Raw genomic sequence first — 16,297 nt, 5'->3', positions numbered from 1 at the left:
GGAGCACCAGTCCCGCGTGCGGGGCGGGGGAGGAGCCGTGGTCCGGCGTGCGGGACGGGTCAAAACCGCTGGGGCCGGGCCGGAAGGCGCTGCATACTCGCCGCATGACGACCGGCGACAGGGCGGCCGTACGGATCGGCGCCCAGGACGAGGACCTCCAGGACCGTCTCGACAAGGAACTCACCGACTTCAACCACCGGGCGACAGGCGCGTACGACGAACAGGAACTGTCCGTCCGCGTCACCGACGACCGGGGCGAACTGGTCGGAGGCCTCACCGGCTCCACCTGGGGCGGTCTCTGCTCCGTCGACATGCTCTGGGTACGGGAGGACGCCCGGCACGCCGGCTGGGGGCGCACGCTGATGCGGGCCGCCGAGGAGGAAGCGCTGCGGCGCGGCTGCGAGGGGGTGGCCGTCTCGTCCTTCACCTTCCAAGCACCCGATTTCTACCGGGGGTTGGGGTACGCGGAGACAGGGCGCACGCCCGGCATCCCCGGCGGGAACGAGGACGTGCACCTCTTCAAGAGGCTCACCTGGCGCGCCCGGCGGCAGCCGCTGCTCCCGCGCCACGTGGGCGCCGTCCCCGGCAGGGAGGATCGGACGCATGTCGACGGAGCCCGCGACACCGCGAACCACCACGCACGGAGCGGCACGGAGGCCCGGCGGGGCGCGCGAGGGACAGCGGGCGCGGATGCGTGACGCACGCGAGGCACAGCGGACGCGTGGCACATGTGCGTCTCACGAGACACAACGGACGCACGCGGCACGCGAAGCACCCGATGGACCCGGTGCACCCCAGAGCAACGCGGCACGCGAGGCCCCCGCCCTGCCCCTGGAGAGCACCGGCGAGCTTCTGGCCCGTATCACCGCCCAGCTCTCCACCCGGCTCGGCCGGATCTCGCGCAACGGCACACGGACCGCACCCCGGCCGCCCTCGCCCGCCTGATATCGCCGGCGCAACCGGCACCGCTCCCCGAACTGCTGCCCGTACCGCTTCCTGACCTGCGCATCGAAGCACGCATGACTGTCGGCCCCTGCGGTTACGGTCGTCCTATGGAAAGCACCGCATACGACTCGGCCGCGACACAGCGCTGGGACGCCGAGCCCGACAAACGGCCCGGCAGGACCGCGTTCCAGCGCGACCGCGCCCGCGTGCTGCACTCCGCCGCACTGCGCCGCCTCGCCGGAAAGACACAGGTCGTGACCCCCGGCTCCCGGAGCCAGGTCTGGGACTCCAGCCCCCGCACCCGGCTCACGCACTCGCTGGAGTGCGCGCAGGTCGGCCGGGAGCTGGGGGCCGCCCTGGGCTGCGACCCGGATCTCGTCGAAGCGGCCTGTCTCTCCCACGACATGGGCCACCCGCCCTTCGGCCACAACGGCGAACTGGCCCTGAACGACTTCGCCAAGGACTGCGGCGGCTTCGAAGGCAACGCACAGTCGCTGCGCCTGCTCACCCGCCTCGAACCCAAACGCTTCGTGCACGATCCGCGGAGCGGCGAACTCGTCAGTGTCGGCCTCAACCTCACCCGGGCCGCCCTGGACGCCGCGACCAAGTACCCGTGGACGCGCGGCAGCCACCCCACCGACCCCGGCTCCGTGAAGTTCGGCGTGTACGAGGACGACCTCCCCGTCTTCCTGTGGGTCCGCGAAGGCACCCCCGAGTACCGCAAGTGCTTCGAGGCGCAGGTCATGGACTGGTCCGACGACGTCGCGTACTCGGTACACGACTTCGAGGACGGCCTGCACGCCGGGCACCTGGACCCCAACCTCCTCCTCGCCGAACCGGAACGCCGGGAGATCTACCGGGTGGCCCTGGGCCGCTACGTCCCCGAGGACACCGACCCCGCCGAACTGGCCGAGGCCCTGGACCGGCTCATGGACCAGGAGTGGTGGCCGCACGGGTACGACGGCTCGGCCCTCGCCCAGGCCCGCCTGAAGGACGCGACGAGCCAGCTCATCGGCCGCTTCTGCCTCGCGGCGGAGAGCGCGACCCGGGCCGCCTTCGGGGACGGCCGGCTCACCCGGTACGCCGCCGAACTGGTCGTCCCGCGCGAGACGCGCAACGAGTGCGCGGTGCTGAAGGCGGTCGCGGACCGGTACGTCATGCAGCGCGAGGAACAGGAACGCCTGCGCGCCGACCAGCGCATCGTCATCGCGGAACTGGCCGAGGCACTGACGGCCCGCCCGGCCGACGGACTGGACCCCCAGTTCCGCGCCCTGTACGACACGGCGGAGGACGACCGCGCCCGCAAAAGGGTCCTGGTCGACCAGATCGCGGCCCTCACGGACGCCTCGGCACGCTCCCTGCACGGGCGACTGACGCGACGGTAGGCGACGACCGGAGCCGCCGGGCAAGCGGAGGCCCGGCCCCGAGCGGCGCGAGGGCCCGCAGCGCGCCGCTCGCGGGGCCGTCGCGGCCCCCTGGAACGGCCTGCGCTCGCGGGCCCGTCGCGGCCCCCTGGAACGGCCTACCTTCCCGCGCCGCCCGCCAGCAACGCCTGGCCCAACGGCGTCCTCCGGTGCACCACGGCGGACCCCCGCCGCTCCGACGTCACCAGCCCCGCCTCCCGCAACACCGTCGCGTGCCTGCTGGCCGTCGACAGGGCGAGCCGCAGCGCCGACGCGAGCTGAGTGGTCGTCATCGGCCGGTCCAGCGCGTCCAGTACCGCCGCCCTGGTGTGCCCGATCAGCTGGGCCACCGGCAGCCCGCCCGCCGGAGCGGACCCGTCCCTCGCGGCCCGCGACCGCAGCAGCCAGCCCGGTTCCGGCGTCAGCGGATGCACCAGCACCGGCGGGAGCGCGGGGTCCGCCAGCGCCACCGGCTGCCGCACGCAGAAGAACGACGGGATCATCGTCAACGCCCTGCCTTCGAGAGCGAGTTCTCTGGTCACGGGATACTCGGCCTCCAGTACCCGGCCGCCCTCCCGCCAGGTCAGTTCCGGCTGGTAACTGGCCAGCAGGCCGTCCGCGCCGTCCTCCAGCGCCGCCTCCGCCCGTACCGGCCGGTCCGCCGCCACGGCCGCCCGTACATCTCCCAGGTACGGGGCGACCGCGACCGCGTAGAACCGCCGCAGCGCCTCCCCGAGCCGTACGAGCGTCTCCACGTCCCCCTCCGCGAGCCTCCGTGCCACCTCCGGCACCGGCTCGCCGGGGCCGTCCCCGCCCGCGAAGACCCGCCCCAGCTCGTCGCTCAGCCGGTGGCGCGGCGTCGACAGCACCTGGTCGATGCCGGTCTCCAGGTCGGCGATCCCCTGCCCCGGCGTCAGGAAGTCCGGGAAGTACGCCGCCCACGGACACAGCCGGGCCAGCGCGGCCGTCGTGGCCGTCAGCCCCTCGCGTGCGAGGGCCTCCCGCACCTCCCGGCGCCAGGGATCGAAGACGAGTGCGGCCTGCCTGTTCTGCAGGAGGTGCAGGGCGTGCACGAGGTCCCAGAGCGGGTCCGGCCGGGCGGCGACCCGCAGCCGGGTCAGGTCCTCCGCGGTGAAGTGGATGCGCAGCACGGGTGCACCTGGCCCTTCGTCTTCCGCAGCACGTGCACGGGAGCGTCCACGAGCGTAGTGACCCTCCGCCGGAATGGGGCGCTCCCTTTGCTTTGTGCACGAAAGTCCCGCCGGCCGTCCACATCGCGCCGACCCTGGGGGTGCGGTGGCCGCGGAGGGTCCGCGGGGGAGACGTCCGCGGCTGCCGCCCCCGGCCCCGAAGGGCAGCCCGCGGCGGCCGGCGAACACTTCGTGCACCCGCTTCCCGGGCACCGCCCCCGCACCCTTCACCTCTCCCCCCTCTTCCCCCTTCACGCTCCGTGCGGGACGCTCGCTGAGGGCGGCGTGCGCGCGAACACGCGCGGATCCCCGTCCGGCGACAGCGCACCGAAGCGGCGTGCGGCCCGCGCGACAGCGGGCCGCGTACGGTTCGAGGCACACAGGGCACAGCGGTGGAGGCAATCAAGTGGTCGACGCAGATCAGACGTATCTCATCGTCGGCGGAGGACTGGCCGGGGCGAAAGCGGCCGAAACCCTCCGTCACGAAGGGTTCACCGGCCGGGTGATCCTCATCGGCGACGAACGCGACCACCCCTACGAACGTCCGCCGCTGTCGAAGAAATTCGTCACCGGCGACGACGCCCGCGACAGCGTCCTCGTCCAGGAGCCCGGCTGGTACGCCGCCCACGACGTCGAACTGCACCTCGGCCAGCCCGTCGTGCGCCTCGACCGGGACGCGAAAACCGTCACGCTCGGCGACAACACCCGCATCGGCTACGACAAGCTCCTCCTCACCACCGGCTCCGAACCGCGCCGGCTCGACATCCCCGGCACCGGCCTCGCCGGCGTCCACCATCTGCGCCGTCTCTCGCACGCCGAGCGGCTGCGCGGCGTCCTCGCCACCCTCGGCCGCGACAACGGCCACCTGGTGATCGCCGGGGCCGGCTGGATCGGCCTGGAGATCGCCGCCGCGGCGCGCGGCTACGGGGCGGAGGTCACCGTCGTGGAGGCCGAGCCCACCCCGCTGCACTCCGTGCTCGGCCCGGAGCTGGGCCAGCTCTTCACCGACCTGCACGCCGAGCACGGCGTCCGCTTCCACTTCGGGGCCCGCCTCACCGAGATCGTCGGCCAGGACGGCCTGGTCCTGGCGGTCCGTACCGACGACGGGGAGGAGCATCCCGCCCACGACGTCCTCGCCGCCATCGGCGCCGCCCCGCGCACCGCGCTCGCCGAGGCCGCCGGTCTCGCCCTGGTCGACCGGGAACACGGCGGCGGCATCGCCGTCGACGGCCGGCTCCGCACCTCCGACCCCGACATCTACGCCGCCGGCGACGTCGCCGCAGTACCCCTGCACCTGCCGGGCTCCCCGCTGGACGGCCACCGGCTGCGCGTCGAGCACTGGGCGAACGCGCTGAACGGCGGGCCTGCCGCCGCGAAGTCCATGCTCGGCCGCGGAGCGCCGTACGACCGGATCCCGTACTTCTTCTCCGACCAGTACGACCTGGGGCTGGAGTACGTGGGGTGGGCGCCGCCGGGGACGTACGACCAGGTGGTGGTGCGCGGCGACGCGGGAAAGCGGCAGTTCATCGCGTTCTGGCTGAAGGACGACCGGGTGCTCGCCGGGATGAACGTCAACGTGTGGGACGTCACCGACCACGTCAAGCAGCTCGTCCGGAGCGGAAACCCGGTGGACCAGCACGACCTCGCCGACCCCTCCGTCCCCCTGGAGACGCTGACCGTCCCCGGCTGACGGACGGGGGTGGCGGGCGGGGGCCGCGGACGGAGCTGAGGGAGGGAGTGTCCGACCCTCCCCGTACACTTCACGCGTGGCAGGCAGGATCAACGACGACGACGTGAAGGCGGTCCGGGAGGCGCTCCCGATCGACGCCGTCGTGTCCGAATACCTTCAGCTCCGCAACGCGGGCGGCGGCAACCTCAAGGGCCTCTGCCCCTTCCACGACGAGAAGTCGCCGTCCTTCCAGGTCAGCCCGAGCAAGGGTCTCTTCCACTGCTTCGGCTGCCAGGAGGGCGGCGACACGATCGCCTTCGTGATGAAGATCGACCACCTCACCTTCGCGGAGACGGTCGAGCGCCTCGCCGCGCAGGCGGGCATCACCCTGCGGTACGAGGAGGGCGGCTACAACCCCTCCACGCAGCGCGGCGAGCGCACCCGCCTGGTGGAGGCGCACAAGGCGGCCGCCGAGTTCTACGTGCAGCAGCTGGAGAGCCCCGAGGCGGAGATCGGCCGCACCTTCCTCGCCGAACGCGGCTTCGACCAGGCCGCGGCCGCCCACTTCGGCGTCGGCTACAGCCCGGCGGGCTGGGACCACCTCACCCGCCACCTGCGCGGCAAGGGCTTCAGCGACAAGGAACTCATCACCTCCGGCCTCTCCCAGGACGGCCGGCGCGGCCCCATCGACCGCTTCCGGGGCCGCCTGATGTGGCCGATCCGCGACATCGGCGGCGAGGTCGTCGGCTTCGGCGCGCGCAAGCTCCGCGAGGACGGCACCGACAACGGGCCCAAGTACCTCAACACCCCCGAGACCCCGATCTACAAGAAGTCGCAGGTCCTGTACGGCATCGACCTGGCCAAGAAGGAGATCGCCAAGACCAGCCGCGCCGTCGTCGTCGAGGGCTACACCGACGTCATGGCCTGCCACCTGGCCGGTGTCACCACCGCCGTCGCGACCTGCGGCACCGCCTTCGGCGGCGACCACATCAAGATCCTCCGCCGCCTGCTGATGGACAACGGCTCGGCCCGCGTGATCTTCACCTTCGACGGTGACGCGGCGGGCCAGAAGGCCGCCCTGCGCGCCTTCGAGGACGACCAGAAGTTCGCCGCCGAGACGTACATCGCCATCGCCCCCGACAACATGGACCCGTGCGACCTGCGCCTCATCAAGGGCGACGAGGCGGTCGTCGACCTGACCCAGCCCCGCACCCCGCTCTTCGAATTCGCGCTGCGGCAGATCATCTCCCGGTACGACCTGGAGACCCCGGGCGGCCGGGCCGCCGCCCTCGACGAGGCCGGCCCGGTCGTCGCCCGGATCAAGAACAGCGCCTCCCAGCACGAGGTCGCCGTCCAGCTCGCGGGCATGCTCGGCATCCTCGACACCCAGTTCGTCGTCAAGCGGATCGGTCAGCTCGCGCGCTGGGCGAAGGACCGCGGCGGACGCGGCCCCGCGCCCTCCGCGCCGCAGTCCCGGCAGCAGGGCTACGACGCCGGCCCGGCCGCTCCCGTCCCGGCGGGCCCCGCGCTCAACCTGCGCAGCCCCGTCCACCGCACCGAGCGCGAACTGCTCAAGCTCGCCCTCCAGCGCCCCGACCTGGTCTCGCCCGCCTTCGACGCGTACGGCGCCGACGAGTTCACCGCGCCCCCGTACGCGGCCGTACGGCAGACCATCGAGGAGGCGGGCGGCGCCGAACTGGGCGCCCACAACCCCGCCGACTATCTCGCCCGGGTCCGCGAGACCGCACTCAACGACCAGGTCAGAGCCATGGTGACGGAACTCGCCGTCGAAGCGATCCACGCCAAGTCGGTCGACGAGATCTACGCGGGCGTCCAGCTCGTCCAGGTCCGGCTGCGCGCCGTCGACCGCCGCATCCTCGAAGTCCAGGGCTCCCTCGCCCGGGTCGGCAGCCACGGCGACCCGCAGCACCTCGCCGCCGTCCAGAGCGAACTGTGGGTACTCCAGCAGTACGCCCAGTCCCTGCGCAACCACGGAGTGGCGGCGCTCTAGCCCTGCGGGGCCGGGCCGGTCGGGGCACGACGGGGCGGTACAGGCGCGGGTCGCCCAGGACGCGGGCCCGGGGCGGGCTCCGGGACGGGCCGGGCCCCGTTCGCTCTCGCGGGGTCGCCGAGCCCGGCGGGGCCGCCGGGGCGGTCCGCCCCCGCGCCCCGTTCGCCGCATATGCCGGGGGTTCTTCCGGGTAACCGTCCGGTTACGGACCGGACTCAGAAAGTCCCCGCACGCCCCTCGCGGCGGCCGTGTGCCGCACCCCACACTGGTTGCGGTGCCTGTGGCCCGTCCGGCCCCGCCCGGCAGCGTTCACCCTGGAGGTCGCCCCCGTGCAGACCCAGACCCTGGCCGATCTGGTCGCGGCCGTACCCGTACAGAGCCGCGCCGAGCACCACCCCGATACCACGGTGGTCCCCGAACCGGCCGGCGCCACCGAGGACACGCCGGCCGAACGGGACGGGGAACGCTATGGCCCGGAACAGGCGCCGGAGCCCGCGGACCGGACCGAGCGCCCCGACCAGCCCGAACGCCCGGCCAGGGCCGCGGACTCCGCCGGCCCGTCCTCCGACCTCTTCCGCCAGTACCTGCGCGAGATAGGCCGCATCCCGCTCCTCACCGCCGCCGAGGAGGTCGAACTCGCCCGCAGCGTGGAAGCCGGCCTCTTCGCGGAGGAGAAACTGGCGAGCGCCCACGACTTGGACTCCCAACTGGCCCTGGATCTGGACACGTTGGTCGTACGGGGGCGGATGGCCAAGCGCCGTCTGATCGAGGCCAACCTGCGCCTCGTCGTCTCCGTGGCGAAACGGTACATCGGTCGCGGCCTGACCATGCTCGACCTCGTCCAGGAGGGCAACCTGGGCCTGATCCGGGCCGTCGAGAAGTTCGACTACGCGCGCGGCTTCAAGTTCTCGACGTACGCCACCTGGTGGATCCGCCAGGCCATGTCCCGCGCCCTCGCCGACCAGGCCCGCACGATCCGGGTCCCGGTCCACGTCGTGGAACTCATCAACCGGGTCGTCCGGGTCCAGCGCCGCCTGCTCCAGGAGCGGGGGCACGAGCCGAGCGCGGACGAGGTCGCCGCGCAGCTCGGCCTCACCCCGGAACGAGTGGGGGAGGTTCTGCGGCTCGCGCAGGAACCGGTCTCGCTGCACGCTCCCGTCGGCGAGGAGGACGACGTGGCGCTCGGCGACCTCATCGAGGACGGCGACGCGGCGTCCCCCGTCGAATCCGCGGCCTTCCTGCTGCTGCGCGAGCACCTGCTAGTGGTCCTCTCCACGCTCGGCGAACGCGAACGCAAGGTGGTCCAGCTCCGCTACGGACTGGCGGACGGGCGCCCGCGCACGCTCGAAGAGATAGGCCGCATCTTCGGCGTGACGCGCGAACGCATCCGCCAGATCGAGTCCAAGACGCTCAACAAGCTCCGCGACCACGCTTTCGCCGACCAACTCCGCGGCTACCTGGACTGATCTCCAGCCCACCCACCCCCTCGTAGCCTCCTTGGGCGAGCCCTCGTAGCCTCCCTGGGCGGCGGGGCCGCCCCCGGGGGCGGGACGGGCGGGCAAGGGGGCGGCCCCCACCGGACGGTGCCCACCCCACGCCCCGCCAGCGCATATATGCCCGCCCCCCGCACGCCCCCTACTCCACCTCCACCACCGCCTCCGCGAACTGCGCCGCGTACAGCCCCGCATAAGCCCCCGCCGCCCCCAGCAGCTCCTCGTGCGTGCCCTGTTCCACGATCGCCCCGTTCTCCATCACCAAGATCACATCCGCGTCCCGGATCGTCGAGAGCCGGTGCGCGATCACGAAGCTCGTCCGGCCGTGCGCCAGCCGCGCCATCGCCTTCTGGATGAGCACCTCGGTCCTGGTGTCCACCGAACTCGTCGCCTCGTCCAGCACCAGGATCACCGGGTCCGACAGGAACGCACGGGCGATCGTGATCAGCTGCTTCTCGCCCGCGCTGACCCCCGCCCCCTCCTCGTCGATCACCGTGTCGTACCCGTCCGGCAGCGTCCGTACGAAACGGTCCGCATGGGCCGCCCGTGCGGCCTCCTCGACCTGTTCCCGGGAGACCGGCCCGCTCGCCCCGTACGCGATGTTGTCCGCGATCGTCCCGCCGAACAGCCACGTGTCCTGGAGCACCATCCCGACCCCGGACCTGAGCTCCTCCCGCGACATCTTCGCGATGTCGGCGCCGTCCACGGTGATGCGTCCGCCGGTCACCTCGTAGAACCGCATGAGCAGGTTGACCAGGGTCGTCTTGCCCGCTCCGGTCGGTCCGACGATCGCCACGGTCTGCCCGGGGGCGACCCGCAGCGACAGGTCCTCGATCAGCGGTTTGTCCGCGTCGTAGCGGAAGGACACGTTCTCCAGCTCCACCGCCCCGCGCAGCTCGTCCGGCCCCGTCACCGGCAGCCCCGGCGCGCCGACCGCGTCCGGCTGCTGCTCCGGGGCGTCCAGCAGTTCGAAGACCCGCTCGGCCGAAGCCACCGCCGACTGCACCAGGTTGGCCATCGAGGCGATCTGCGTCAGCGGCATCGAGAACTGCCGCGAGTACTGGATGAAGGCCTGCACGTCACCGATGGACAGTGCGCCCGAGGCGACCCGCAGACCGCCCACCACGGCCACCAGCACGTAGTTGAGGTTCGACACGAACATCATCAGCGGCTGCATGATCCCGCTGTTGAACTGGGCGCGGAATCCCGCCTCGTAGAGTTTGTCGTTCTGCTCCCGGAACGCCTCGGCCGACTCGTCCTGCCGTCCGAAGACCTTCACCAGCGCGTGCCCGGTGTACATCTCCTCGATGTGCGCGTTGAGCGCGCCCGTGGACTTCCACTGCGCCACGAACTGCGGCTGCGACCGCTTGCCGACCTTCGTCGCCACGACCACCGAAAGCGGCACGGTGAGCAGCGCGACCATCGCCAGCAGCGGCGAGATCCAGAACATGACGACCAGGACGCCCACGACCGTCAGCACCGAGTTGATGAGCTGGCCCATGGTCTGGCTGAGGGTCTGGCCGATGTTGTCGATGTCGTTGGTGGTACGGGAGAGCACTTCGCCGCGCTTGGCCCGGTCGAAGTACGCCAGCGGCAGCCGTGACAGCTTCGCCTGCACGTCGCGGCGCATCCGGTACACGGTCCGGTTGACGACCCGGTTCACCAGCCGCGTGGAGACCAGCATCAGCAGCCCGGCCCCGACGTACACACCGAGCACCAGCAGCAGTACGTTGCCGATCGCGGTGAAGTCGATGCCGCTGCCGGGTGTGAAGTCGACCCCGGTCAGCATGTCCGCGAGCCCGCCGTCACCGTCCGCGCGCAGCCTCTCGATGACCTGTGCCTTGGTCGCGCCGGGCTCCATCTGCCGGCCGACCATCCCGCCGAAGAGCAGGTCGGTCGCCGCGCCGAGAATCTTCGGGCCCGTCACCGACAGCCCCACGCTGCCGACGATCGCCACGAACAGCACCCACAACGTGGCCTTCTCCGGAGCGAGTTGGCGCACCAGTCGTTTCGCCGACCCCTTGAAGTCCGTGGACTTCTCCACCGGCGGTCCTGCCATGCGTCCACCTGGCCCGCTCATGCCGCCTCGGCCTCCGTCAGCTGGGAGAGCACGATCTCCCGGTAGGTCCCGTTGGTCTGCATCAGCTCGTGATGGCGTCCGGTGCCGACCACCCGGCCCTCGTCGAGGACCACGATCCGGTCGGCGTCGCGGATCGTGGAGACCCGCTGGGCGACGATCAGCACGGTCGCCTCCGCCGTCTCCCGGGCGAGTGCCGCCCGCAGTGCCGCGTCCGTCGCGTAGTCGAGTGCGGAGAACGAGTCGTCGAAGAGGTAGATCTCCGGGCGCTGCACCAGCGTCCTCGCGATCGACAGCCGCTGCCGCTGCCCGCCGGAGACATTGGTGCCGCCCTGCGAAACGGGCGCGTCGAGGCCGCCTTCCAGCCGCTCCACGAAGTCCTTGGCCTGCGCCGTCTCCAGCGCCCGCCACAGCTCCTCGTCGGTCGCATCCGGTTTGCCGTACCGCAGGTTGCTCGCGACCGTCCCGGAGAACAGGTACGGCTTCTGCGGAACCAGCGACACCGTCCTGGCGAGCAGCACCGGATCCAGCGTTCGTACGTCCACCCCGTCGACCAGCACCTGTCCGCCGGTCGCGTCCACCAGCCGGGGAACGAGCCCCAGCAGCGTCGACTTGCCGCTGCCCGTGGACCCGATGATCGCGGTCGTCTCGCCCGGCCGCGCCTCGATCCGGATGCCCCTCAGTACCGCCTCCTCGGCCCCCGGATAGCTGAACTCCACGTCCCGCAGTTCCAGTTGGCCGTGCTGCCGCAGTTCGGTCACGGGTGCGGCCGGCGGCACCACGCTCGACTCCGTCCCGAGCACCTCCTCGATCCGCTCGGCACACACCTCCGCGCGCGGCACCATCATGAACATGAAGGTGGCCATCATCACGGACATCACGATCTGCATCAGGTACGCGAGGAACGCGGTCAGCGCGCCGATCTCCATCCCCCCGCTGTCGATCCGGTGCGCACCGAACCACACCACCGCGACACTCGACACGTTCACCACGGTCATCACGATCGGGAACATCAACGCCATCAGACGGCCGGTCGCCAGGGACACGTCCGTCAGGTCCGCGTTGGCTCCACGGAACCGTTCCCTCTCGTACGCGTCCTTCACGAACGCCCGGATGACCCGGTTGCCGGTGATCTGCTCGCGCAGCACCCGGTTCACCGTGTCGAGGCGTACCTGCATGGTCCGGAACAGCGGGCGCATCCGCCGTACGATCAGCGAGACGCTGACGCCCAGCACCGGCACCACCGCCAGCAGCACCCCGGACAGCCGCACGTCCTGGCCGAGCGCCATGACCACGCCGCCGACGCACATGATCGGCGCGGACACCACCAGCGTGAAGCACATCAGCAGCAGCATCTGCACCTGCTGGACGTCATTGGTCGTACGGGTGATCAGCGACGGTGCCCCGAACTGCCCGACCTCCCGCGCCGAGAAGCTCTGCACCCGGGCGAAGACGGCGGCCCGGACGTCACGTCCGAGCGCGGCGGCGGTCCTCGCCCCGTAGAACACGGCTCCGATGTTGCAGACGACCTGGACGACGCTCACCGCGATCATGAACGCGCCGAATTCCAGGATGTAGCCCGTGTCCCCCTTGACCACACCGTTGTCGATGATGTCGGCGTTGAGGGTGGGCAGGTAGAGGGCGGCGCTGGTCTGCAGCAGTTGCAGCACCAGCAGCAGGGCTATCGGTTTCTTGTACGGGCCCAGGTGTGCCCGCAGCAGTTCGAGAAGCACGCGCGGTCTTTCGTCGGAGGGCGGGGGACGGGGGTGAGGCCCCCATCCTCCGCCAACCACCCCCACCCCCACCCGGGAATTCCCCCAAACCCGCGCCGCAGCCCTTCTGGGCGGCGGCGCCGCTCGTCCTCCCGGTAGCCCCGCCCGCCCCTACCCGAACGCCCCCGGATGGACCGACTCCCGCGCCGCCGCGTACTGCTGCCGGACCGCCCCGCCCGCCGCCAGCTCCTCACCCGGCTCCAGCACCTGGGCCACCGCCCCCTGCCAGGCCGGCGGTGCCTGCGCCGACAGCGTGCCCTGCGCCACCCCCAGCGCCCACGCCGCCTGGCGGGCCGCCCCGATCGCCGCGTACTGCGCCGGCTGGGGCACCACGACCTGCGTCCCGAAGACCATCGGCGCCATCGCCTGCACGGCGGGCAGCTCCGCCGCCGCCCCCAGCAGGAACACCCGCCGCACCTGCACTCCGCGCGCGCGCAGTACGTCCATGGCGTCCGCCAGCGAGCACAGCATCCCCTCGAAGGACGCCCGCGCCAGGTGCTCCGGCTTCATCGACTCGCGCCGCAGCCCGAACAGCGAACCCGCCGTGTGCGGCAGCCAGGGCGTCCGCTCGCCCTCCAGGTACGGCAGCAGCACCAGCCCCGAGGCCCCCGGCGTCGACTTCATCGCCAGCTCCGACAGCTCTTCCAACCCGCCCTGTACACCCAGGAGTTCGGCCGTACCGCGCAGGGCTCGCACCGCGTTCGAGGTGTGCACCACCGGCAGGTGCATCCCCGTCGCGTCGGCGAACGACGTGATCATCCCGCTGGCATCGGCCAGCGCCTCGTGGTGCACCGCCATCACGGACCCGGAAGCCCCCAGCGACACCACCGCGTCGCCGGCCCCGACCCCCAGCCCGAACGCCGCGGCCATGGTCTCTCCGGTGCCCGCCGAGATCAGCAGCCCCTCCGGCGTCGTGCCCGCCGAGTCCGAGGGGCCGAGCACGTCCGGCAGCGCGACCTGGTGGCCCAGCGCCATCTCCACCAGGTCCGGCCGGTACGTCTCCGTCGCCGCCGACCAGTAGCCGGTGCCCGAGGCGGCGCCCCGGTCGGTGGTCCAGCGCCCCGGCCGGCCCAGCAACTGCCACACCAGCCAGTCGTGCGGCTGCACGACGGCCGCGATCTTCGCCGCGTGGTGCGGTTCGTGCCGCGCCATCCACGCCAGCTTGGCCAGCGGCTGCGGCGAGGACGGCACGGTGCCGACGGCCTGCGCCCACGCCTGCTTGCCGCCGAGCGCCTCCACCAGGCCGGCCGCCGCCACCTGCGCCCGCTTGTCGTTGCCGAGCAATGCCGGGCGCACCGGCGTCCCGCTCGCGTCCAGCGGCACCAGCCCGTGCTGCTGCGCGGAGACCCCGATGGCCTGCACGTCGTCCAGCAGGCCGTCCGCCGCGGCCTCGCCCAGCGACAGCAGCCAGGCCTGCGGATCCGTCTCGGTCGCCCTGTCCTCGACGGGATGCGGCGCGTACCCCTCGCGCAGTACCGCACCTGTGTCCGTGTCACAGACGACGACATGTGTGAAACCGGCCGAACTGTCCAACCCCGCGACTATGCCCATGGACAAGATTCTGCCGCACCCCGCCGGAACGGAATGCGGCAGCAGTGCACCCCTGGGGGCGCGACGATCAGGTGTTGGTCGTCCCCCAGTCGTCCTCGCCGCTCTGCGCGCGTTCCCGCAGGGCCCGCACCCGCTGGGCGACGGACTCCGGTACGCGGTCGCCCATCTTGTCGGAGACGGTGTGCAGCGCCTTGCCCGCGAACTCGCGGCCGGTCTGTGCGGCCGATTCCGCGCTGTTGCGCACGGCCGGGTTCTGGGCGAACCGCTGTGCGGACTTCCTGATCTGCTCGTAGCGCTCGCGCCCGGCCCGGGTGCCGAACACGTATCCAAGGGCCAGTCCGGCGACGAACGTAAGCCGGTAGCGCATGGCTGCCACCCTTCTTCCTGCAACGGTGTCGGTCGGTGCGTGCTGGGTCCTGCTCTGCACCGCGGTGCTGTGCTGGCCGCCTACCCGTCCTGCCCGCAGATCATCCCGGGCATACCGATTGGCGGAGCACCCCCCTGCTTGCGCTAATGTATGTCTCGCAGCGAGCGCACGCCCCCGGGGAGACCGGGTGGGGGTGCATTCGAGGCACCGCAGCAATCCCCTGTAGCTCAATTGGCAGAGCAGCCGGCTGTTAACCGGCAGGTTACTGGTTCGAGTCCAGTCGGGGGAGCGCGGTCCCCTGTAGCTCAATTGGCAGAGCATTCGGCTGTTAACCGGAGGGTTACTGGTTCGAGTCCAGTCGGGGGAGCAGGTGGGAAGGAGGGCCTCTTCGGGGGCCCTCCTTTTCTGTGCGCCCGCCGGGCGCCCGGGGGCTCACCGCACCTGTTTCCGCCTCGTCCGTGTGGCATGCGGCACGTGGGGGAACCGTCCGGGCAGCAGGGAAGTCCTCATGGTCACGCGTTGCCGACCATCCGAGGCAGGAGATCGTATGACCGGCTATGCTGCGGCAGACGGCGCGCACATTTGTACGCGCCACGCCGAGTGGGGGCGGTAGCTCAGCCGGTTAGAGCAGCGGACTCATAATCCGTCGGCCGTGGGTTCGAGTCCCACCCGCCCCACTTCGGAGCACGCCCCTGTCGCCCCGCACCCGCCGAATCCAGGCCGGGCGCGAGGCCCCGCACCCCGGCACGCGTGACCGTTCCGCGCCGTGGAATGCTGCGACTCGTCCGCGCATCCGAGAGGCCGTTCGACCTTCCGCGGGTCCGGCCGTCTCCGTCGAAAGGTTGTATCCCATGGTCCTCGACCTCCTCCGGCGCGCCCGCGCGAAGGCCGGTTCGGCCGCAGGCGGGGGCGGTGGGCTGGTGCTGCCGGTGCCGCGCGGCGCCGGGACGGTGGGCTGCGAGGTGGTGGACCCGGTCGGGCAGAAGCTCGGCGGGGCCGAGATCACCATCACGGCGAAGTCCGACGGAAGGGTGGCCGCGAAGGGCACCACGGACCTGTTCGGGCTCTTCGCTGCGGCCCTGCCGGCCGGGGAGTACGGGCTGCTGATGACCGCCGAGGCGATGAAGCCCGCCAGTTGGTCCTTCTACATCGAGCCGGGCGAGACGCTGTCCATGGGGCGCGTCGAGATGGAGGTGGCGCAGCAGCTGGAGCCGCCGACGCCGGGCATGTGGACCATCGACCCGCCGCACACCGCGATCCGTTTCATCGCCAAGCACGTGGGGATGGCCAACGTGCACGGCCGGTTCCAGAAGTTCGAGGGCGGGGTACGGGTCGCCGCCGACCCCGAGGCGTCGGAGGTGCGGGTACGCATCGAGGCCGCGAGCCTGACGACCGGCAACAAGACCCGGGACGGGCACTTGCGGTCGGCGGACTTCCTGGACGTCGAGAACTACCCGTACATCGACTTCGTGAGCGACCGGTTCGTCTGCAAGGGCGGCAACGCCTGGACCGTGCACGGCGCGCTGACGCTGCACGGAGTGAGCCGTTCGGTGGCGCTCGACACCTCCTACCTGGGTGCGGTCAACGGCGGTTACGGCGAGGAACTGAGGTGCGCGGCGCGCGCCACGGCCGAACTGCACCGCGAGGACTACACGCTGAACTGGCGGAACATGCTCGCGCGCGGCATCGCGATCGTCGGGCCGACGGTCAGGCTGGAGCTGGACGTCCAGACGATGTTCCAGGGACCGGGCACCCCGACCCCGCCGGAGTAGGGCCGGCAGGCCGGCGGGGCGCCCGCCCCGCGCGCGGACGCGCGGGG

11 protein-coding genes and 3 tRNA genes are annotated in these 16,297 nt (G+C 71.9%); 9 read left to right on the top strand and 5 right to left on the bottom strand.

The window, feature by feature from the left end:
- Positions 1 to 104: 104 nt before the first annotated feature.
- A complete protein-coding gene (locus tag HNQ79_RS02365) occupies positions 105 to 698 on the top strand; it encodes a GNAT family N-acetyltransferase (protein ID WP_185026239.1) in 594 nt (197 codons plus the stop codon).
- Between the two features lie 354 nt (positions 699 to 1,052).
- A complete protein-coding gene (locus HNQ79_RS02360) occupies positions 1,053 to 2,330 on the top strand; it encodes a deoxyguanosinetriphosphate triphosphohydrolase (RefSeq protein WP_185026237.1) in 1,278 nt (425 codons plus the stop codon).
- A 137-nt stretch (positions 2,331 to 2,467) separates the two neighbouring features.
- Here HNQ79_RS02360 and HNQ79_RS02355 read toward each other — a convergent pair whose 3' ends face one another.
- Positions 2,468 to 3,499: a winged helix-turn-helix domain-containing protein gene (locus HNQ79_RS02355; protein ID WP_185026235.1), complete on the bottom strand. Its 1,032-nt coding sequence runs from the start codon at positions 3,497 to 3,499 to the stop codon at positions 2,468 to 2,470.
- Between the two features lie 445 nt (positions 3,500 to 3,944).
- Here HNQ79_RS02355 and HNQ79_RS02350 point away from each other — a divergent pair, with 445 nt between their 5' ends.
- From HNQ79_RS02350 to HNQ79_RS02340, 3 genes are all read left to right on the top strand, one after another.
- Positions 3,945 to 5,228 carry an NAD(P)/FAD-dependent oxidoreductase gene (locus HNQ79_RS02350; protein WP_185026233.1) on the top strand — a complete coding sequence of 428 codons (1,284 nt, stop codon included), beginning with the start codon at positions 3,945 to 3,947 and terminating at the stop codon, positions 5,226 to 5,228.
- A gap of 76 nt (positions 5,229 to 5,304) precedes the next feature.
- On the top strand, positions 5,305 to 7,218 hold the full coding sequence (gene dnaG, locus HNQ79_RS02345) for a DNA primase (RefSeq protein WP_185026231.1): 1,914 nt from the start codon (positions 5,305 to 5,307) through the stop codon (positions 7,216 to 7,218).
- A gap of 248 nt (positions 7,219 to 7,466) precedes the next feature.
- Positions 7,467 to 8,684: an RNA polymerase sigma factor gene (locus HNQ79_RS02340; RefSeq protein WP_229923142.1), complete on the top strand. Its 1,218-nt coding sequence runs from the start codon at positions 7,467 to 7,469 to the stop codon at positions 8,682 to 8,684.
- A 169-nt stretch (positions 8,685 to 8,853) separates the two neighbouring features.
- Here HNQ79_RS02340 and HNQ79_RS02335 read toward each other — a convergent pair whose 3' ends face one another.
- From HNQ79_RS02335 to HNQ79_RS02320, 4 genes are all read right to left on the bottom strand, one after another.
- On the bottom strand, positions 8,854 to 10,791 hold the full coding sequence (locus tag HNQ79_RS02335; protein WP_185026229.1) for an ABC transporter ATP-binding protein: 1,938 nt from the start codon (positions 10,789 to 10,791) through the stop codon (positions 8,854 to 8,856).
- Positions 10,788 to 12,521, bottom strand: a complete 1,734-nt coding sequence (locus HNQ79_RS02330) for an ABC transporter ATP-binding protein (RefSeq protein WP_185026227.1) — start codon at positions 12,519 to 12,521, stop codon at positions 10,788 to 10,790. Before HNQ79_RS02330 ends, HNQ79_RS02335 begins: the two co-directional genes overlap by 4 nt.
- 150 nt (positions 12,522 to 12,671) lie before the next feature.
- Positions 12,672 to 14,111: an FGGY family carbohydrate kinase gene (locus HNQ79_RS02325; RefSeq protein ID WP_185026225.1), complete on the bottom strand. Its 1,440-nt coding sequence runs from the start codon at positions 14,109 to 14,111 to the stop codon at positions 12,672 to 12,674.
- A 67-nt stretch (positions 14,112 to 14,178) separates the two neighbouring features.
- Positions 14,179 to 14,478 (bottom strand): YtxH domain-containing protein, encoded by a 300-nt coding sequence (locus tag HNQ79_RS02320; RefSeq protein ID WP_185026223.1) that lies wholly within the window; start codon positions 14,476 to 14,478, stop codon positions 14,179 to 14,181.
- A gap of 216 nt (positions 14,479 to 14,694) precedes the next feature.
- Between HNQ79_RS02320 and HNQ79_RS02315 the strand changes: the two genes are divergently transcribed.
- The 4 genes from HNQ79_RS02315 (at position 14,695) to HNQ79_RS02300 (ending at position 16,250) form a co-directional block, all read left to right on the top strand.
- Positions 14,695 to 14,767: transfer RNA gene (locus HNQ79_RS02315), tRNA-Asn, on the top strand.
- A gap of 5 nt (positions 14,768 to 14,772) precedes the next feature.
- Positions 14,773 to 14,845 (top strand) — tRNA-Asn (locus HNQ79_RS02310).
- 236 nt (positions 14,846 to 15,081) lie between these two features.
- Positions 15,082 to 15,155, top strand: a tRNA-Ile gene (locus tag HNQ79_RS02305).
- 174 nt (positions 15,156 to 15,329) lie between these two features.
- The gene (locus HNQ79_RS02300) at positions 15,330 to 16,250 is read left to right on the top strand and encodes a YceI family protein (protein WP_185026221.1); all 921 of its coding nucleotides are present in this window, start codon (positions 15,330 to 15,332) and stop codon (positions 16,248 to 16,250) included.
- Positions 16,251 to 16,297 lie beyond the last annotated feature (47 nt).

Origin of the sequence: Streptomyces candidus, from assembly GCF_014207445.1 — a bacterium.
In the GTDB taxonomy this organism is placed as follows: Bacteria; Actinomycetota; Actinomycetes; order Streptomycetales; family Streptomycetaceae; genus Streptomyces; species Streptomyces candidus.
The sequence above is the reverse complement of the archived record's forward strand: the minus strand, read 5'-3'. Positions and strand labels throughout refer to the sequence as shown.

Coding starts and splice junctions, on each gene's coding strand:
- HNQ79_RS02335 (WP_185026229.1), bottom strand. CDS start 10,791: ATGAGCGGGCCAGGTGGACGCATGGCAGGACCGCCGGTGGAGAAGTCC.
- HNQ79_RS02325 (WP_185026225.1), bottom strand. CDS start 14,111: ATGGGCATAGTCGCGGGGTTGGACAGTTCGGCCGGTTTCACACATGTC.
- HNQ79_RS02360 (WP_185026237.1), top strand. CDS start 1,053: ATGGAAAGCACCGCATACGACTCGGCCGCGACACAGCGCTGGGACGCC.
- HNQ79_RS02320 (WP_185026223.1), bottom strand. CDS start 14,478: ATGCGCTACCGGCTTACGTTCGTCGCCGGACTGGCCCTTGGATACGTG.
- HNQ79_RS02300 (WP_185026221.1), top strand. CDS start 15,330: ATGGTCCTCGACCTCCTCCGGCGCGCCCGCGCGAAGGCCGGTTCGGCC.
- HNQ79_RS02365 (WP_185026239.1), top strand. CDS start 105: ATGACGACCGGCGACAGGGCGGCCGTACGGATCGGCGCCCAGGACGAG.